17 protein-coding genes and 1 pseudogene are annotated in these 18546 nt (G+C 74.0%); 10 read left to right on the top strand and 8 right to left on the bottom strand.

Going from position 1 to position 18546, the window contains the following annotated elements; translation table 11 throughout:
* Positions 1-11 precede the first annotated feature (11 nt).
* Both ACPYOM_RS08735 and ACPYOM_RS08730 read right to left on the bottom strand, forming a co-directional pair.
* Positions 12-1001 carry a L,D-transpeptidase family protein gene (locus tag ACPYOM_RS08735; RefSeq protein ID WP_481345647.1) on the bottom strand — a complete coding sequence of 330 codons (990 nt, stop codon included), beginning with the start codon at positions 999-1001 and terminating at the stop codon, positions 12-14.
* A gap of 130 nt (positions 1002-1131) precedes the next feature.
* A complete protein-coding gene (locus ACPYOM_RS08730) occupies positions 1132-1884 on the bottom strand; it encodes an IclR family transcriptional regulator (protein ID WP_481345646.1) in 753 nt (250 codons plus the stop codon).
* Between the two features lie 140 nt (positions 1885-2024).
* On the opposite strand from ACPYOM_RS08730, the gene leuC reads away from it, so the two are divergent.
* From leuC to ACPYOM_RS08715, 3 genes are all read left to right on the top strand, one after another.
* Positions 2025-3476, top strand: a complete 1452-nt coding sequence (leuC, locus tag ACPYOM_RS08725) for a 3-isopropylmalate dehydratase large subunit (RefSeq protein ID WP_481345645.1) — start codon at positions 2025-2027, stop codon at positions 3474-3476.
* Positions 3477-3479: 3 nt separating this feature from the next.
* The gene (gene leuD, locus ACPYOM_RS08720) at positions 3480-4073 is read left to right on the top strand and encodes a 3-isopropylmalate dehydratase small subunit (protein ID WP_481342653.1); all 594 of its coding nucleotides are present in this window, start codon (positions 3480-3482) and stop codon (positions 4071-4073) included.
* 285 nt (positions 4074-4358) lie between these two features.
* The gene (locus ACPYOM_RS08715; RefSeq protein ID WP_481345644.1) at positions 4359-5126 is read left to right on the top strand and encodes an HU family DNA-binding protein; all 768 of its coding nucleotides are present in this window, start codon (positions 4359-4361) and stop codon (positions 5124-5126) included.
* A 121-nt stretch (positions 5127-5247) separates the two neighbouring features.
* Here the strand turns inward: ACPYOM_RS08715 and cofC are convergent, their stop codons facing one another.
* Positions 5248-6156 (bottom strand): 2-phospho-L-lactate guanylyltransferase, encoded by a 909-nt coding sequence (cofC, locus tag ACPYOM_RS08710; protein ID WP_481345643.1) that lies wholly within the window; start codon positions 6154-6156, stop codon positions 5248-5250.
* Between the two features lie 113 nt (positions 6157-6269).
* Between cofC and ACPYOM_RS08705 the strand changes: the two genes are divergently transcribed.
* Together ACPYOM_RS08705 and ACPYOM_RS08700 are read left to right on the top strand one after the other, a co-directional pair.
* Positions 6270-7076 (top strand): lysophospholipid acyltransferase family protein, encoded by an 807-nt coding sequence (locus ACPYOM_RS08705; protein ID WP_481345642.1) that lies wholly within the window; start codon positions 6270-6272, stop codon positions 7074-7076.
* Positions 7073-8068 (top strand): NAD(P)H-dependent glycerol-3-phosphate dehydrogenase, encoded by a 996-nt coding sequence (locus ACPYOM_RS08700; protein ID WP_481345641.1) that lies wholly within the window; start codon positions 7073-7075, stop codon positions 8066-8068. The genes ACPYOM_RS08705 and ACPYOM_RS08700 overlap by 4 nt, the downstream gene beginning before the upstream one ends.
* 48 nt (positions 8069-8116) lie before the next feature.
* Here the strand turns inward: ACPYOM_RS08700 and ACPYOM_RS08695 are convergent, their stop codons facing one another.
* On the bottom strand, positions 8117-9199 hold the full coding sequence (locus tag ACPYOM_RS08695; protein ID WP_481345640.1) for a trans-sulfuration enzyme family protein: 1083 nt from the start codon (positions 9197-9199) through the stop codon (positions 8117-8119).
* Positions 9200-9247: 48 nt separating this feature from the next.
* On the opposite strand from ACPYOM_RS08695, the gene ACPYOM_RS08690 reads away from it, so the two are divergent.
* Complete coding sequence (locus ACPYOM_RS08690) at positions 9248-10387, top strand: D-alanine--D-alanine ligase family protein (protein ID WP_481345639.1); 1140 nt, start codon at positions 9248-9250, stop codon at positions 10385-10387.
* A gap of 6 nt (positions 10388-10393) precedes the next feature.
* Here ACPYOM_RS08690 and ACPYOM_RS08685 read toward each other — a convergent pair whose 3' ends face one another.
* Complete coding sequence (locus ACPYOM_RS08685) at positions 10394-10879, bottom strand: DUF3515 family protein (RefSeq protein ID WP_481345638.1); 486 nt, start codon at positions 10877-10879, stop codon at positions 10394-10396.
* A 72-nt stretch (positions 10880-10951) separates the two neighbouring features.
* A complete protein-coding gene (locus ACPYOM_RS08680) occupies positions 10952-11185 on the bottom strand; it encodes an Lrp/AsnC family transcriptional regulator (protein ID WP_323096899.1) in 234 nt (77 codons plus the stop codon).
* A gap of 206 nt (positions 11186-11391) precedes the next feature.
* Between ACPYOM_RS08680 and thiL the strand changes: the two genes are divergently transcribed.
* Positions 11392-12453: a thiamine-phosphate kinase gene (gene thiL / locus ACPYOM_RS08675; protein WP_481345637.1), complete on the top strand. Its 1062-nt coding sequence runs from the start codon at positions 11392-11394 to the stop codon at positions 12451-12453.
* A gap of 339 nt (positions 12454-12792) precedes the next feature.
* Here the strand turns inward: thiL and rpmB are convergent, their stop codons facing one another.
* Both rpmB and ACPYOM_RS08665 read right to left on the bottom strand, forming a co-directional pair.
* On the bottom strand, positions 12793-12981 hold the full coding sequence (gene rpmB, locus ACPYOM_RS08670; protein ID WP_076259851.1) for a 50S ribosomal protein L28: 189 nt from the start codon (positions 12979-12981) through the stop codon (positions 12793-12795).
* A gap of 165 nt (positions 12982-13146) precedes the next feature.
* A complete protein-coding gene (locus ACPYOM_RS08665) occupies positions 13147-13923 on the bottom strand; it encodes a fructosamine kinase family protein (protein ID WP_481345636.1) in 777 nt (258 codons plus the stop codon).
* A 162-nt stretch (positions 13924-14085) separates the two neighbouring features.
* Here ACPYOM_RS08665 and ACPYOM_RS08660 point away from each other — a divergent pair, with 162 nt between their 5' ends.
* From ACPYOM_RS08660 to ACPYOM_RS08650, 3 genes and pseudogenes are all read left to right on the top strand, one after another.
* Positions 14086-15885: a DAK2 domain-containing protein gene (locus ACPYOM_RS08660; RefSeq protein WP_481345635.1), complete on the top strand. Its 1800-nt coding sequence runs from the start codon at positions 14086-14088 to the stop codon at positions 15883-15885.
* 4 nt (positions 15886-15889) lie between these two features.
* Positions 15890-18130 carry an ATP-dependent DNA helicase RecG gene (locus tag ACPYOM_RS08655; protein ID WP_481339143.1) on the top strand — a complete coding sequence of 747 codons (2241 nt, stop codon included), beginning with the start codon at positions 15890-15892 and terminating at the stop codon, positions 18128-18130.
* A 1-nt stretch (position 18131) separates the two neighbouring features.
* Positions 18132-18515 (top strand): annotated as a pseudogene (locus tag ACPYOM_RS08650) (RsmD family RNA methyltransferase); the annotation flags it as partial.
* Positions 18516-18546 lie beyond the last annotated feature (31 nt).

Genomic DNA, 18546 nt, shown 5'->3' with positions numbered 1-18546 from the left:
TCAGGAGCGGGTCACCAGTGGATGACGACCCGGTCGCCGATCCGTGACTCGTCGTAGAGCCGGATGATGCCGTTCCAGTCGCGGACGTTGACGCAGCCGTGGGAGGCGCCGGCGTAGCCGAGGCGCGCGAAGTTCGACGAGTAGTGCACCGCCTGCCCTCCGGAGAAGAACATCGAGTAGGGCATCGGCGTGTGGTAGAGGTTCGAGATGACGTCCTTCTTCTTCTTGTAGACGGTGAAGACGCCCTCGCGGGTGGGCAGCTCGTCGCTGCCGAAGCGGACGTCGAAGCCGTACTGGGGCACCCCGTCGACGACCCAGGTCAGGTGCCGGGTCGTCTTGCTGATGCACATGACGCGTCCGGTCATGCAGCGCGGGTCGAGGTCGGCGGCGCCGGCGTCGGGCTTCGGCTTCGGCTTGACGTTGGCCAGCTCGTCGGCGGTCGGCCGGCGCGTCATCGCCACGAGCCGGTCCCACGTCGTCTCGTCGAGGCTGCCCGTCGCGGCGAACCCGCGCTTGGCCTGGAAGCCACGCACCGCGGCCTCGGTGCGGCTGCCGTAGCCGTCGGTCACGTCGCCGGAGAACCAGCCGATCTGGCGCAGCCGGGCCTGGAGGGCACGCACCCTCGTGCCGGAGTCGCCACGCCGCAGCAGGACGACCGGGGCCGGGACCGGCGTCGCGGTCGGCGTCGCGGCCGGCGTCGCGGCCGGGGGAGCGGCCGGGGGAGTGGTCGGGCGAGTGGTCGGGGCTGCGGTCGCAGTCCCGGCCGGCGTCGGGGTGGCCGGAGTCGTGGGCCCGGACGTCGCCCCGCCCGTGCTGTCGGACGCCGTTCGAGTCACGGAGACGCGCGTCGCGGCCGTGGACGCACCGTCGTCCGGCGTGCAGGCGGCCAGCGCGGCGACGGCGACGCAGACCGCCCCGGCGAGCACCCCACGGGTGCGGAACCCGCCTCGAGCGGGCCCGCGGCGACGCGTCGGGCGAACGGACGTGGTGGGAGCCGGCATCGTTACCCCTGACCAGGACGTTGGGTGGTTGCACCGAGAGTGACGTGCCACGGCCCCGCGCGGTTGTCCGAGTCGACGGCTCGCCGCGGATCGTGACCGATCCGTTGCGAAAAGTCCGGTCCCGGACGTCTCAGGCGTTCTGCTGCTGCTGTTGCTGCTGCTGCATCGCGTGGTGGCGGCGCAGCACCTCGGTCAGCTTGTTCGCGCCGGCGACGACGGTCGCGGCGTGCAGCCGGCCCGGCTGGCGGGACAGGCGCTCGATGGGTCCGGAGATCGACACCGCGGCGACGACACGGCCCGAGGGCCCGCGCACCGGGGCGGACACCGACGCGACCCCGGCCTCGCGCTCGGCGACGCTCTGCGCCCAGCCGCGGCGGCGCACCGCCGACAGCGTCGTGGCGGTGAACGCGGCGCCCTGCAGGCCACGGTGCAGCCGGTCCGGCTCCTCCCAGGCGAGGAGCACCTGGGCGGCCGATCCGGCGAGCATCGACAGGGTGGCGCCGACGGGGATCGAGTCGCGCAGGCCGACCGGCCGCTCGGCGGCCGCGACGCAGATGCGCTGGTCGCCCTGCCGCCGGAACAGCTGGGCGCTCTCGTTCGTGTGGTCGCGCAGGGCTCCGAGGACGGGGCCGGCCGCAGCGAGGAGCCGGTCCTCGCCCGCCGCGGAGGCGAGCTCGCCGAGCCGCGGGCCGAGGACGAAGCGGCCCTGCATGTCGCGCGAGACGAGCCGGTGGTGCTCGAGGGCGACGGCCAGGCGGTGCGCCGTCGGGCGCGCCAGGCCGGTGGCGCCGACGAGCTGAGCGAGCGTGGCCGGACCGGCCTCGAGGGCGCCCAGCACCGTGGCTGCCTTGTCGAGGACGCCGACCCCAGAAGAGTTGTCCATGAACTGATATTGACGTCTCAGGCACTGAGACGTCAATCCACAACGCCCACAAAAGAGCGACGCTTTTGCAACAGCGACGTCGCGAGCCGGTCCTCGGTGGCGCGCGCGCTGGAGCAAGAGACGTCGCGCGGAGGGATGAGATGGCAGGGACACTGGCCGAGAAGGTCTGGGACGCACACGTCGTCAGGCGCGCCGAGGGCGAGCCCGACCTCCTCTACATCGATCTGCACCTGCTCCACGAGGTCACCAGCCCCCAGGCCTTCGACGGTCTCCGGCTCGCCGGACGTCCCGTCCGGCGCCCCGACCTCACCCTGGCGACCGAGGACCACAACGTCCCGACGACGCCGGGCCCCATCACCGACCCCGTCTCCAAGGTCCAGGTCGAGACGCTGCGCCGCAACTGCGAGGAGTTCGGCGTCCGGCTCTACCCGATGGGTGACGCCGACCAGGGCATCGTCCACGTCGTCGGCCCGCAGCTGGGCCTGACGCAGCCGGGCATGACCGTCGTCTGCGGTGACAGCCACACCTCGACGCACGGCGCGTTCGGCGCGCTCGCCTTCGGCATCGGCACCTCCGAGGTCGAGCACGTCCTCGCCACCCAGACGCTGCCGCTCAAGCCGTTCCGCACCCTGGCCGTCAACGTCGACGGCACGCTGCCCGACGGGGTCACGGCCAAGGACATCGTCCTGGCCGTGATCGCCAAGATCGGCACCGGCGGTGGCCAGGGCTACGTCATCGAGTACCGCGGCGAGGCCATCGAGGCGCTGTCGATGGAGGCCCGGATGACGGTGTGCAACATGTCGATCGAGGCCGGTGCCCGCGCCGGCATGATCGCCCCGGACCAGACGACGTTCGACTACCTCCAGGGCCGCCCGCACGCCCCCAAGGGTGCGGACTGGGACGCCGCGGTCGCCGAGTGGACAGCGCTGCGCACCGACGCCGACGCCGTCTTCGACGCCGAGGTCGACATCGACGCCGCGACGCTGACGCCGTTCGTCACGTGGGGCACCAACCCCGGCCAGGGCCTGCCGCTCGGCGAGTCCGTGCCCGACCCCGAGTCCTTCGCCGACGAGAGCGACCGCCTGGCCGCCTCGAACGCGCTCGCGTACATGGGCCTCGAGCCCGGGACGCCACTGCGCGACATCCGCGTCGACACCGTCTTCGTCGGCTCGTGCACCAACGGCCGCATCGAGGACCTGCGCGCTGCCGCCGACGTCATCAAGGGTCGTCGCGTGGCCGACGGCGTCCGGATGCTCGTCGTGCCCGGCTCGGCCAAGGTGCGGCTGCAGGCCGAGGCCGAGGGGCTCGACGCCGTCTTCACCGAGGCCGGCGCCGAGTGGCGCCTGCCCGGCTGCTCCATGTGCCTCGGCATGAACCCCGACACCCTCTCGCCGGGGGAGCGCAGCGCGTCGACGTCCAACCGCAACTTCGAGGGACGCCAGGGCAAGGGCGGTCGTACCCACCTCGTCAGCCCGCTCGTCGCGGCGGCCACCGCCGTGCGCGGGACGCTGTCGAGCCCGTCCGACCTCGGCTCGGTCCGCGAGCCGGTGGCCGCGTCCGCCGTCGCGTCCAGCACCACCGGGGAGGCCTGAGCCATGGAGAAGTTCGAGACCCACACCGGCGTCGGCGTTCCGCTGCGGCGCAGCAACGTCGACACCGACCAGATCATCCCGGCCGAGTACCTCAAGCGCGTCACGCGCACCGGGTTCGAGGACGGCCTCTTCGCCGCGTGGCGCAAGGACGAGTCCTTCGTCCTCAACAACCCGGTGTACGCGGGTGGTTCGGTGCTCGTGGCCGGGCCCGACTTCGGCACCGGGTCGAGCCGTGAGCACGCCGTCTGGGCCCTCATGGACTACGGCTTCCGCGTCGTGGTCAGCTCCCGGTTCGCCGACATCTTCCGCGGGAACAGCGGCAAGCAGGGACTCGTCACGGCCGTCGTCGCCCAGGACGACGTCGAGCTGATCTGGAAGCACCTGGAGAACAACCCGGGTTCCGAGGTCGAGGTCGACCTCGTGGCCCGGACCGTCCGGGCCGGCGAGATCGTGGCCGCCTTCGACATCGACGACTACACCCGCTGGCGGCTGCTCGAGGGGCTCGACGACATCGGCCTGACGCTCCGACACGAGGACGAGGTGTCCGAATTCGAGAAGCGCCGGCCGAGCCACAAGCCGGTCACCACCCCGGCCTGAGACCCCGGCCAGAGGCAGGTCACCGGACCTGCTGACGGTGACGGATCCCGCTGTGACACAGCGGGATCCGTCTCCTTTTCTCCAGCCAACCATCTGCTGGCCGCGGGGCTCCGGGCGGGCCGGGCGGCGGTTCCCGGGGCGTCAAAGTCGTTGCGACACAACGAAAAGCCCGGGTGGGGTGATGGACGAACCCGCTCGACAGGCCTAACGTCATCTCGTAGCCGGACTGGTTCCGGATGCCCACGTCGGGTCGCCTGACACCGACAGTCCTCTGGAGGGGAAGACGTGAACAAGGCAGAACTGGTCGACGCGCTGGAGAAGAAGCTCGGCAGCAAGAAGCAGGCCTCCGACGCCCTCGAGGCCTTCCTCGACGTCGTCATCCGCGAGGTGGCCAAGGGCAACAAGGTCGGGATCACCGGCTTCGGCACCTTCGAGCGAGCCGACCGCGCGGCCCGCACGGGGCGCAACCCCAAGACCGGTGAGACGGTGCGCATCAAGAAGACTCGCGTCCCCAAGTTCCGGTCGGGCACGAACTTCAAGGAGATCGTCTCGGGCGCCAAGAAGGTCTCGCGCACCGAGTCCGCGGCGGCGCGCGCCACGGCGGGCAGCTCGGTGTCGGCGCCGGCGACCAAGGGCGCGGCGAAGAAGACGGCGTCCACGGCCAAGAAGGCCACGGCCAGCAAGGCCGCTCCGGCCAGGTCCGCGGCGAAGAAGACGGCGACCAAGGCTGCCGGCACGGCCGCGTCGGCAGCGAAGAAGACGGCGTCCACGGCGAAGAAGAGCACCGCCAGCAAGGCCGCTCCGGCCAAGTCCGCGGCGAAGAAGACCACGACCAAGGCCGCCGGCACGGCCGCGTCGGCAGCGAAGAAGACGGCGTCCACGGCCAGGAAGAGCACCGCCAGCAAGGCTGCTCCGGCCAAGTCCGCGACGAAGAAGACGACGACCAAGGCGGCCACCCCGGCCAGGTCCGCCGCGAAGAAGGCGACGTCCACGGCCAAGAAGACGACGGCGAAGGCGACGGCGAAGGCGACGGCGCGCAAGAGCGCCCGCTGAGGCGTGGTCCGGGCCGTCCGGGTGGTTCCCGGTCGCGTGCGGACCGTGACGGACGACGAGGGCCCTGCCGGACGGCCGGGCCCTCGTGCGTGCCACGCCCAAGCGGGCGCGGTGCGGGGCGTCAGCGGATGCGCTGGCCCGGGCCGATGCCGACGATGCGCAGGGCGACGACGACGTCGTCGACGACGTCGACCGTGAGGCGCTGGCCGACCCGCAGCAGGCGCAGGCCGCTCGACTCCAGGGCGGGCGCGCCGAAGACCAGCTCGCGCCCGTCGTCGCGCAGCACGCTGCCCGTGCGTGTCTCGGGGTCGTAGCGGTGCACCGTGGCCTGCATGGTCCTGATCCAAGCAGATCCGCGGTGCTCGAGCACCGCCCGTGTCGCGGGCCCCGGCCCCAGCCGGCGGGCGGCGGCCAGTCCCGACGCGTCGTCGACGTCGGTGCGCAGGCGCGGGAGGTCGAGATCGAGCCGCACGGCGCCGTCGGCCTCGTGCCGCGCGGCGCTGCCGACGCCGAACCGCGGTGTGAAGCGGCGGCCCGTGCGCAGCACCGTGCCCGTGCCGTCGACGTCGGGCACGAACGCGTCGTCGTGGTGGGCGGCCACCTCGAGGGCGGCCCGCAGCGAGGCGGCGTCGAGCGCCGGCAGGTCACCGAGGAGCACACCGACCCGGGCCGCCCCGTCGGCGGCGACGTCGTCCTCCTGCCCGTCGCGCGGGTCGTTCGCGGCCCGGACGCCCACGGCCACGGCGTCGTTGAGCCCGCCGCCCGGGTCCTCGACGACGAGGACGCCGCGGAGGGCCCACGTCGCGCGGAGTGCCGGGTCGGTGGTGACGAGCACGACCGACCCGGCGCCCACTGCGGCGACGACCGCCTCGAGGGTGTCCGCCGCGATGGCACGGCTCAGCGTCTCGCGATCGGCCCCGACGGCGCGGGCGAGCCGGGACTTGCCGTGCCGGGGGTCCTTGACGGGGACGACGACCCGCCAGGGCCCCGTGGCGGGGGCGGCTGTCGAGGCGTCCGGGGCAGTTGTCATGCTGACGCCCATCGTCCCACTCGCCGCGAGGCCGCTCGACACCGCGCCGCGAGGTGGACAAGATGAAGCCCAGCCACGCCGAGGGGCGGGCACGACGAGGAGGACGTGACGACGTGACGGGTGCCCGACCGAGGCGGCTGCCGTGGGCCTATCGCCTCGCCGCCCTGCTCCTGCGCCGGCCGCTGCTGCTGCTGACGAGACGGGACTGGCGCGGCGTCGAGAACATCCCCCGGCAGGGCGGGTTCGTCGTCTCCCCGAACCACATCTCCTACGCCGACCCGCTGCCGTTCGCGCACTTCCTCTTCGACAACGGTCGCGAGACCTACTTCCTGGCCAAGGACAGCCTCTTCGACATCCCGGTCGTCGGCATGATCCTGCGCCGTTCCGGGCAGATCCCCGTCTACCGCAACTCCGTCGCCGCCACCGACGCCTACCGCGCCGCCGTGGACGGCGTCCGGGCCGGCAAGGCGCTCGGCATCTTCCCCGAGGGCACGATCACCCGCGATCCCGACCTGTGGCCGATGCGCGGCAAGACCGGTGCCGCGCGCGTGGCGCTCGAGACCCGCTGCCCGCTGATCCCCGTGGCGCAGTGGGGCGCCCAGGAGATCCTGCCGCCCTACGCCCACCGACCGTCGCTCTTCCCGCGCAAGACGATGCACGTCATCGCCGGGCCGCCCGTCGACCTGTCCGATCTCTACGACCGGCCGCTCGACACGCGGACGCTGCGCGAGGCCACCGACCGGCTCATGGACCGCATCACCGAGCTGCTCGAGGAGATCCGCGGTGAGCGGTCGCCGCACGAGCGCTTCGACCCGCGCCGCCACGGCCTGACCGAGTACGGGGACCCGCATCGCCGTGACGACGTCGGCGGCCCGACCCCGTCCGGCCGGTCGGGGAGCGTCGAGGAGGACCCGTCGTGACCCGCGTCGCCGTCATGGGCAGCGGCAACTGGGGCACCGCGTTCGCCGCGATCCTCGCCGACGCGGGCTGCGAGGTGCGGATGTGGGCGCGGCGCGCCGAGCTCGTCGCCGGCATCAACGCCGGCCGCAACGCCGAGTACCTGCCCGAGCTGCGGCTGCCGCCGACCGTTCGCGCCACCGTCGACGCCGCCGAGGCCCTCGGCGGCGCCGACGTCGTCGTGCTGGCCGTGCCCTCCCAGACGTTGCGCGGCAACCTCGCGCAGTGGGGCGCCGCCCTGCCGGCCCGGGCGCCGGTCGTGTCGCTGATGAAGGGTGTCGAGCTCGGCACGACGATGCGGATGAGCCAGGTGATCGCGGAGGCCGGGGTCGGTGAGGACCGCATCGTCGTCGTCTCCGGTCCCAACCTCGCGCCCGAGATCGCCCTGCGACAGCCGGCGGCCGGCGTCGTCGCGTGCAGCGACATGGGCACCGCCGAGCTCGTCGCGTCGGCGTGCGCCACCTCGTGGTTCCGGCCGTACACCGACACCGACGTCATCGGGGCGGAGGTCTGCGGCGCGACGAAGAACGTCGTGGCCCTGGCGTCCGGCATGGCCGAGGGTCTGGGCTTCGGCGACAACACCAAGGCCACGATCATCACTCGGGGGCTGGCCGAGACCACGCGGCTGGGCCTGGCCCTCGGCGCCCACCCGCAGACCTTCATGGGCCTGGCCGGTGTCGGCGACCTCATCGCGACGTGCATGTCGCCGCTGTCGCGCAACCACTCCTTCGGCGTCCGTCTCGGACGGGGCATGAGCGTCGAGGAGGCCACCGCCGAGATGCGCACGACGACCGAGGGGGTCAAGTCGTGCGAGTCGATCCTCACCCTCGCCCGCGAGCACGACGTCGACATGCCGATCTGCGAGCAGGTCGTCGCGGTCATCCGAGACGGCCACCCGGCCAGCGAGGTCGGCCCGCGCCTCATGTCGCGCGACCTCAAGGCCGAGAAGCACTGAGCTCGCGGGGTGCCCCGGGGCCCCAGGGGCTCCGGTGGCCCGGCGTCGTCAGGCGGTGCGCAGCGCCTGGTCGAGGTCGGCCCAGAGGTCCTCGACGTGCTCGATCCCGACCGAGAGCCGCAGCAGGGTCTCGGGGACCGACGTCGGCTCGGACGGGTGGCGCCGGCGGCGCTCGACCTGCGACTCGACGCCGCCGAGGCTCGTCGAGTGCAGCCACAGCCGCGTCGCCTCGCACACCCGCTCGGCCGCGGCGACGTCACCGGCCACCTCGATCGAGACGATGGCGCCCGAACCCGGGTAGCGGACCCGCGTCACCGACGGGTGGGTCGCGAGCCGCGTGGCGAGGTCGGCAGCGTTCGTGCAGGCACGCTCGAAGCGCAGCGCGAGGGTCCGCAGGCCGCGAAGCGCGAGAAAGACCTCGAGGGGCCCGGCGACGGCACCGTGCAGCGTCCGGTGCCGCAGCAGGCGCTCGCCGATCGAACGCCCGCGCTCGGTGTCGGCCACCACCGTCGCACCGAGGACGACGTCGCTGTGGCCGGACAGGTACTTGGTGACCGAGTGCACGACGACGTCCGCGCCCAGCCCGAGCGGCCGGCACAGCAGCGGCGTCGGCAAGGTGTTGTCGACGACGCTCGTCACACCGAGGTCACGGGCCCGGCCGAGGACGACGTCGAGCTCCGTGACGTCGAGCAGCGGGTTCGTCGGCGACTCGAGCCACAGGAGGTCGGCCGAGGGGAGCGCGTCGAGGAAACCGGCGGTGTCCGTGGCGTGCACGCGCACGACCGTGCCGCCCGCCTTCTCGAACGCGTCGAGCAGGTCGACGGTGCCGTTGTACGTCTGGTCCGGCGCGAGCACCGTGCCGGTGGCCGGGACGAGCGACAGCGCGGCGGCGACGGCGCCCATCCCGGACGCGTGCACGAGCGCGCGGCCGCCCTCGAGCCCGCCGAGGGCCTCCTCGAACGCGGTCCACGTCGGGTTGCTGAAGCGCGCGTAGCCGACCGGCCCGTCGGCGACGTACGTCGAGGTCAGCTCGACGGCCGGGTTGGGCGAGGCGCCGCCCTCGCGCGGCGGTCGGCCGGCGGCGACGAGGTAGGTGTCGACGTGGGGGTCCGGATGCGCCTCGGTGGCCATGCCTCAGCGTACGAGGGGGTCCCGGAGGTCGGGATAGAGTCTCGTCTGATGACCACGGACCAGCCCCAGCCCGCCCAGGACAGCCGCCGCCCGCGCGTCGCCATCGTCTTCGGAGGCCGCTCCTCCGAGCACGCCGTCTCCTGCTCGACGGCGGCCAGCGTCCTGCGCTCCATCGACCGCGACAGGTACGACGTCGTGCCCGTCGGCATCGCCCGCGACGGCCACTGGGTGCTCGTCGACGACGACCCGGAGCCGCTGCGCCTCCTGCCGGGGCAGACGCCCGAGGTCGACGGGCACGGCGCGTCGGTCGTCGTGCCGCTCAGCACCGGGGACCGCTCGCTGACGGTGCTCGAGCCCGGCAGCCCGCCGCGCGCCCTCGGGGACGTCGACGTCGTGTTCCCGCTCCTGCACGGCCCGTTCGGTGAGGACGGCACGATCCAGGGGCTGCTCGACCTCGCGGACGTGCGATACGTCGGCTCGGGTGTCACGGCCTCGGCCGTCATGATGGACAAGGCGATGATGAAGGTCGTCTTCGAGGCCGCCGGTCTCAAGGTCGGCCCGTACGTCGTCATCACCGACCGCGAGTGGAACCGCGACCCCGAGGCGGCGCTGTCCCGCGTCGAGCCGCTCGGCTGGCCGGTCTTCGTCAAGCCGGCCCGCGCCGGGTCGAGCATGGGCATCGCCAAGGTCGATGACGCGTCGGACCTGCGGGCGGCCGTCGAGGCCGCGCGCGAGCACGACCCCAAGGTCGTCATCGAGGCCGCCGTCGTGGGCCGCGAGATCGAGTGCGGCGTCCTCGACGGGCACGGCACCGACGCCCCGCGCACGAGCGAGCTCGGCGAGGCCGTCGTCGTGGCCAACCACGCCTTCTACGACTTCGAGGCCAAGTACCTCGCCGAGGACGACGTGCGGCTCGAGTGCCCGGCCGACGTGCCGGCAGAGGTGGCCGAGCGCGTCCGCGAGATGTCGGTGCTCGCCTTCGAGGCCGCCGGCTGCGAGGGCCTGGCCCGCGTCGACTTCTTCTACACGCCCTCGGGCGACGTCGTCATCAACGAGATCAACACGATGCCGGGGTTCACACCGCACTCGATGTACCCGCGGATGTGGGCGGCCTCCGGGCTGGCCTACCCCGACCTCATCGACGAGCTCATCTCGCTCGCCCTGGAGCGCCGCACCGGCCTGCGCTGAATCGGCTCAGCTGCAGCGGCGTCCGGTCGCGGGCAGCGAGCGGGCGAGCTCGTCGAAGGCGGGCAGCAGGAGCGGCACCGGCCCGTACGCGTTCGGCGCGAGCACCTCGAGTGCCGGGTCGCGGCCGTAGGTCGTGGCCATCGAGCCGTCGGACAGGCGTCGGACGACCCAGTCGACGCCGTCCACGGACACGCACTCGTCGGTCGTCGGCCCGAGCGGGTCCAGACCGCAGCGGGCGATGAGCGCGGGGTCACCCCAGGCGGCGACCGACCTGTCGTCGGGGGACGTGCCGACCCGGGCGTGGCCGCTGACCGTCGGCGGCCAGGTCGCGTCGCGGCACACCGGTGCGGAGGCCTGGGGGGCGAGTGCGACCTCGACCGGGCGGCTGCACCCGGTCAGCGCGAGCACCGCCAAGCCGGCGAGGAACAGCGCGACGGCGGCGCCGCGAGGCGCCGCCGTCGGGCGGTCGGTGCTGGTGCCGGTCCTGGTCACGGTGGGCGCCGTGGGCGCCGTGGGCGCTGTGGCCGGGGCCGTCGGGACGGGACTGCTCAGGGTCGTCAGGCCTCAGACGTGCACGACGGTGCAGGTCAACGTCCGGGTGATGCCGGGGACGTCCTGCAGCTTGGCGATGACGAGCCGGCCGAGGTCGTCGACGTTCTGGGCCTCGACGCGCGCGATGACGTCGTAGGGACCGGTGACGTCCTCGGCGAGCGTCACCCCCGAGATGCCGGCGATCTGCTCCGCGACGCTGGCGGCCTTGCCGACCTCGGTCTGGATCAGGATGTAGGCCTGGACCACGTGTCACCTCACTGTGTTGGACGCATTGTGGCGGGGTGCCGCGGCACGCGGCGTGCAGGGCACCCTCGGTGTGACGGTGCCGCTGCCCAGACGCTACCTTGCCATGGGACCCACGTCCCGGGGAAAGCCGGCCCCTGCCCGGCGGTGAGACCGAGCGCCACGGCGCAGGGACGCCGGCGCGACGCCGGAGGACGAGGAGGGGTCGGGTGAGCGACCTGCACGCGAGCGCGCAGCCCGGGCGGCCGACCGTCGCCTCCGTGCCACCGGCCGCCGACCGCGCGGCTCGCGGCCCGATGCTGACCGGTGGCACCCCATTGCGCACGCTCGACGAGGACACGCTCCTCGAGCGCATCCTGCCGCTGTTCCCGGCAGGCCCCGACCTCGACGTCGCGCCGGGCGACGACGCCGCCGTGCTGCGCACCACGCCGCGGACGATCGCCACGACCGACACCATGGTCCTGGGCCGCGACTGGCTCGACGCGTGGTCCTCCGGGGCCGATGTGGGGCACAAGGTCGTGGCCCAGAACCTCGCCGACGTCGCGGCGATGGGCGGCCGGTCCACCGGTGTGCTCGTGACGCTCGTCGTCGACCCCGACGTCGGCGTCGAGTGGGTCCTCGACCACGCGCGGGGGATCGCCGACGCGTGCCGCGCGGCCGGCGTCGACGTGCTCGGCGGAGACCTCTCCTCGGCCCCCGCCGGGGTCGTCATGGCGTCGGTGACGGCGCTCGGCGCCCTCGACGGCGACCCGGTGCTGCGCTCCGGTGCGCGCCCGGGCGACGAGCTGGCCGTGTGCGGCTCCCTCGGCCTGGCCGGCGCCGGGTTCCTCCTGCTGGGTCGGGGAGCCGGCGACCGGCTGCCGGAGGCCGTGGAGCGGCAGCGGCGTCCGCGGCCGCCGCTCGACGCGGGCCCGGCCGCCGCGCGTGCCGGTGCCACCGCGATGCTCGACCTGTCCGACGGGCTGCTGCGTGACGGCGGCCGAGTCGCCCGCGCGAGCGGCGTCGTCGTCGACCTCGACCCGGTCCTGCTCGAGCCGCACGTCGGTCTGCTGGAGGCGGTCCTGGGTCGCGAGGCCGCGCTCGACTGCGTCCTCGCCGGCGGCGAGGAGCACTCGCTGCTCGCCGCGTTCCCGCCCGGCGGGGTGCCGGACGGCTGGCACCGGCTCGGCGGCATCCGCACCCCGGCGCCGGGGGAGCGGCCGGGCATCCTCGTCGCCGGCCGCGCCGTGTCGCACACCGGCTGGGACCACTTCCGCGGCGAGCCGAGCTGACGCGTCCGGGGTACGCGCGTCCCCTCCGCATCCTCTCCGCCGCGTCGCGACCTCCCGGCGCCCCGGCGTCAGGGACCCGACCGCGGCCCCCTCCGAACGGCAACACACCGAGCAGCTGCCAACCACGGCAGGTGTACCCCGCACCGGTTGGCAGCTGCTCGGTGTGTTGCGGCGTCGGGTAGCGGACGCATCGGGTCGGGTGGCGGACGCATCGGGGCGGGTTGTGGACGCGTCGGGGTCGGGTGGCGGACGCATCGGGTCGGGTTGCGGACGCGTCGGGTACACGAAAGGCCGGCACCCGAGGGGGTACCGGCCTTCAGCGTTTGGGGTGTCGTGCGCTCAGCGCGCGACCTTGCCCGCCTTGAGGCAGGACGTGCACACGTTGAGGCGCTTCGGCGTCACACCGTTCACCAGCGTCCGAACGCGCTGGATGTTGGGGTTCCAGCGGCGCTTCGTGCGGCGGTGCGAGTGCGAGATGTTGTGACCGAAGCCCGGCCCCTTGCCGCAGACGTCGCAGTTGGCAGCCACGGGTATCTCCTGAAAGCTCGATGATGAGGAAGTGCTGACTCCGGCCCGTCCGCGGTGGACGCGCGAGAGCGCGCGTCACCCCGGTCGATGGACGGGGGAACCGGTCAAGAGTAGCCGACGACGTGGGCGGACGACAAAACGGCGCCGGCAGCGGCCGCCGCCCGCTCACGACAGGGCACGCGCTGTCTCGACGAGCTGCGCGGCGTAGGCCCGTCCGTGCGAGGACGCGTGGGTGGCGAGCGGGTGCAGCTGGTGCAGCTCGATGCGGTTGCGCCAGCCGCGCTCGAGTCCGGCCGCCTCGGCATACGCGGCGGTGACGCGGTCCAGGCCCGGGCAGCCGAAGAGGGCCAGCATGGCGAGGTCGGTGAGCCCGTGGCCCCCGTGCGCCGCAGGGTCGATGACGACGGGACCCTCGACCGTGAACACGACGTTGCCCGACCAGAGGTCGCCGTGGATGCGGGCCGGCGGCCGGTCGTCGTCGAGCTCGCCCGCGGCGATCCGGTCGCACAGCCGCTCGACGACGCGCGCGCCGCCCTCGTCGAGGTGGCCGGCCCGCACCGCGCTGCGGACGAACGGCCGCACCCGCTGCTCGGCGTAGAACAGGCCCCAGGTCGGCGTGGGGTCGTTGGACTGCACCTGCCGGCCGATCCACGCGTCGCCCGTCCAGCCCGCTGGCGGCGCCCCGAAGGCCGGAGCTCCCGCGGCGTGCGTCGTCGCCAGGCCCCGGCCCAGGGCCTCGGCCGCCGCCGCCGACGGCGCGGCGGGGTGCAGTCGGGCGAGGTCGATGTGGTGCGGTCCGACCGAGCGGACCTCGACGACCCTGACCCCGCCGGCGGGCTCGGCCTCCGCGAGCCACCGCAGCCCGGCCGCCTCGACCGCGTAGAAGCCGTCGGGGGCGCCGTCCCAGGACTTGCGGTGGACGGCGGCGGAGGCACTCGACACAACGGCCAAGGTAGCCGGAGGCGGCGGCGCGGTGCATGCGACGGTCGGGGTGAACCGCTAGCCTGCCGAGCACGGTGGGGACGGTGGACGGGCCCGCCGGACGAGCACACCCACGAGCACACCCACGAGCACACCCACGAGCACACCCACGACCACCACGAGATGGACCACGACGAGCACCAGCACGAGGACGAGCAGGAGGACCGTTTGTCCGGCGCCGAGCCGCAGCCCGACGGGCCGTTGACGCTCCTCGACCTCGTCGCGGTGCGCCGTTGGGCCGTGCTGACCCGGTCCCTCTACGCTGCCCGACGCGCCGAGATCGACGCGCTCAACGTCTTCCCGGTGCCCGACGGCGACACCGGCACCAACCTCTACCTCACCTTCGACGGTGCCGTCGAGCGCACCCTGTCCGGAGGCCAGGCCGACACGGCCGCGGCGCTGCTCGACACGTTCGCGCGCCACCTGCTCTGGACCGCACGCGGCAACTCCGGCGTCATCCTCAGCCAGCTGGCCCGGGGACTCGCCGAGGGCTGTGCGTCGGCCGAGCGCATCGACGGTGTCGTGCTCGCCGCCGGTCTGCGCCGCGCCGAGGAACGGGCCCGCCAGGCGGTGACCGACCCGAAGGAGGGCACGATCCTCACGGTGGCCAGCGCGATGGCCGACGCCGCGGACGCCGCCGCACGCGCCGTCGACGCGGGCTGCGGCGAGGATCCGGTGCCGGTCCACGTCGTGGCGACCGGCGCGCTCGGGGCCGCGCGCGTCGCTCTCGCGGCCACCCCCGACCAGCTCGAGGTGCTGGCGCGGGCCGGGGTGGTCGACGCCGGCGGGGCCGGGCTCGTCGTCCTGCTCGAGGCGCTCGAGCGGGTCTGTGCGGGGCAGCGCGGCCGGCCGGAGCTGGACGCGTCCGAGCGGCGCTCGCGACTGCGACCCGGCCGCGCGCACCCGGTGCTGTCCGGCGCTGCAGACGACCAGCACGGCGCCGAGGGCTCCCCGCAGTACGAGGTCATGTACCTGTTGCGCGACACCGACGACGCGGCCGTCGACGCCCTGTGTTCCCGCCTCCTCGAGCTCGGCGACTCCGTCATCGTCGTCGGCGGTGACGACGAGTGGAACGTCCATGCGCACGTCGACGACGCGGGGGCCGCCGTCGAAGCCGGCATCGAGGCGGGCCGGCCGCACCGGGTGCGCATCACGTCCCTGGCCGATGCTCACCCCCATCACAGCGGGGCCGCCCCCGGCGAGACCGTGAGCGCGCGCGGATCCGCGCCGGCACACGCCGGGCCGCACGGGTCGGCGTCCGGGATCGTCGCGTGCGCGGCGGGCTCCGGGCTGGAGTCGCTCTTCGAGAGGGCCGGAGCCGTGGTCGTGCGCTCCGGGCCGGGCCGCCGTGCCTCGACCGGGGGCCTCATCGACGCCATCCGCTCCCAGCACGCGCGCGGTGCCGGCGGTGTCGTCGTGCTGCCCAACGACGGGGACACGCTGCTCGCCGCCGCGGCTGCCGTCCGGGCCGCCGCCGACGACGGCATCGAGGCCCACCTCGTCCACGTGCGCACCGCCGTCCAGGGCATCGCCGCGGTCGCGGTCTTCGAGCCCGACGCGGCCGCCTCCGAGAACGTCCTGGCGATGCAGGCGGCAGCCTCGGCCACCCGGCACGGCGCGGTCACCCTCGCCAACCGGGCCGCGCTGACCAGCGGGGGACCGTGCCGTCCGGGCGACGTGCTCGGTGTCGTCGACGGCGACGTCGTCATCGTCGGGTCCGACCAGCTGCGCGTGGCGCGGGAGGTCGTGCACCGCCTCCTCGCGAGCGGCGGCGAGCTCGTCACGGTCGTCGCCGGGGTCGACGCGCCCGAGGGCCTGCTCGAGGCCGTCACGGCCGAGGCCCGTGCCGCCCACCACGGCATCGAGGTCAGCCTCATCGACGGCGGCCAGCCCGTCTACAGCGTCCTGCTCGGGGTGGAGTGACGCCGTGGCCGCACTGACCGAGGACTCCCCGCTCACGAAGCTGCTCCAGAAGCCGGACGCCGCTCAGCTGGCGCGGACCAAGGGCCTGCACAGCGTCGGCGACCTCTTCGAGTTCGTGCCTCGGCGCTACGTGCGTCCCGGCCAGCTCACCGACCTCTCGTCGGTGCACGTCGGGGAGGACGTCCTCGTCGTCGCCGAGGTCAGGTCGGCCTCGACCCGGGCCATGCGCAACCGTCGAGGCAAGATGCTCACCGTCGTCATCGGCGACGACCTCGGCAACGAGCTCGACGTCACCTTCTTCAGCGCCTACGGGCACGAGAAGAAGCTGCTGCCCGGGGTCCGCGGCTTCTTCGTCGGCACGATCGGGGCCTACGGCCGCCGCCTGCAGCTGACGCATCCGGAGTACGAGCTCTTCGACGACGAGGACCAGGGCGAGGCGGCGGTGGAGTGGTACCGCACGCACCGGGTACCGGTCTACTCCACGACGGGGAAGCTCAACTCCCTGCGCCTGCGCAAGCTGGTCCACACCGCGCTCGACTCCGTCGACCGCGTCCGCGAGCCGGTGCCCGACGAGGTGCGCGACCGCCGCGGGCTCCTGTCGCGCCGGGAGGCGCTCGAGCTGGTCCACCGGCCGGCATTGGAGGACCGGCCCTCCCGCGGGCTCGACCGCCTCAAGTACGACGAGGCGTTCGTGCTCCAGACCATCCTCGCCCAGCGCCGCAAGGCGGCCGAGGCCGAGCTGGCCACCCCGCGGCCGCCGCGCCCCGGCGGTCTGCTCGCCGCCTTCGACGAGCGGCTGCCCTTCGAGCTGACCCAGGGCCAGCGCGACGTCGGCGAGGTGCTCACGCGCGAGCTGGCCTCCGACCGGCCGATGCACCGGCTGCTGCAGGGCGAGGTCGGCTCGGGCAAGACCGTCGTGGCCCTGCGCGCGATGCTCGCGGCCATCGACGCCGGCGGCCAGGCCGCGCTGCTGGCCCCCACCGAGGTGCTCGCGGCCCAGCACCACCGCTCGATCACGGCCATGCTCGGCGACCTCGCCGAGGGCGGCCGGCTCGGCGGTGCGGAGCACGGCACGACGGTCGCCCTGCTCACCGGCAGCCAGAACGCCGCCACCCGTCGCAAGGCCCTTCTCGACGCGGCATCGGGGGAGGCCGGCATCGTCGTCGGCACCCACGCCCTCATCCAGAAGCACGTCCAGTTCGCCGACCTCGCCCTCGTCGTCGTCGACGAGCAGCACCGCTTCGGCGTCGAGCAGCGGGACGCCCTCCGCGAGAAGGGCATCCGGCCACCGCACGTGCTCGTCATGACCGCCACACCGATCCCGCGCACCGTCGCGATGACGGTCTTCGGCGACATGGAGACCTCGACCCTTCGCGAGCTGCCGCGGGGGCGGTCGCCCATCGCCACGCACGTCGTCGACGCCCAGCGGCCCGGCTGGGTCGAGCGGACGTGGCAGCGGGTCGCCGAGGAGGTCGCCCGGGGCCACCAGGCCTACGTCGTGTGCCCCCGCATCGGAGGAGACGACGCCCCGTCGCGGGATGACGCCGGCGCGGACTCCGAGGACGCGTCCGACTGGGACACCGAGTGGGAGGGCGAGGGGGAGGACGCGGACGACACCCCCCGCCGCGAGCTCACCGGGGTCCACGAGATGCTCGACGAGCTCGCCTCCACCCCGGCGCTCGCGGGGCTGCGGCTCGGCCTGCTCCACGGCCGCCTCGACGCGGACACCAAGGACGCGACGATGCGCGCCTTCGCCGACGGCCAGGTCGACGTCCTCGTGGCGACGACCGTCATCGAGGTCGGCGTCGACGTGCCCAACGCGTCGGTCATGGTCGTCGTCGACGCCGACCGCTTCGGCATCTCGCAGCTGCACCAGCTGCGGGGGCGGGTCGGCCGCGGTGCCGTCCCGGGGCTGTGCCTCCTCATGACGAACGACCCCGGCGAGCGCGCCCTCGAGCGGCTCGAGCAGGTGGCGGCCACCAGCGACGGTTTCGAGCTGGCCCGGGTCGACCTCCAGCTGCGCCGCGAGGGCGACGTGCTCGGTTCGCGCCAGAGCGGGCGCGGCAGCTCGGTGCGCCACCTGCGACTCGGCCGGGTCGAGGACGAGCAGATCATCGCCGACGCGCGCGAGGACGCGTTCGCCCTCGTCGACGCCGACCCGCAGCTGCGCGAGCACCCGGCCCTCGCGGCCGCCGTGGCGATGCGACTCGACGACGAGCAGGCCGCCTGGCTCGAGAGGGGCTGACATGACGCGCGTCATCAGCGGCACGGCCGGCGGTCGGCGGCTGCGCACACCTGCGGGCTCGGGCACGCGTCCGACGTCCGACCGCGTCCGCGAGGCCCTCTTCAGCCGGCTCGAGCACCGTGGCCTCCTCGAGGGCAGGCGCGTCCTCGACCTCTATGCCGGTTCCGGTGCCCTCGGCCTCGAGGCCGCCAGCCGGGGAGCGTCGGTCGTCCTGCTCGTCGAGTCCAGCGCCGCGGCCGGCAAGGTCATCCGGGCCAACATCGGGGTCGTCGGGGCGCCCGGGGTCCGGCTGCTGCCGACGACCGTAGAGAAGGCCCTCGCCGCCGGACCGCCCGCCGGGGTCCGGATGGACCTCGTCCTGCTCGACCCGCCCTACGACCTGTCTCTTATACACATCTGACGCTGCCGACGACGGA

The organism is Monashia sp. HAY1-2A (assembly GCF_056755315.1).
The sequence above is the reverse complement of the archived record's forward strand: the minus strand, read 5'-3'. Positions and strand labels throughout refer to the sequence as shown.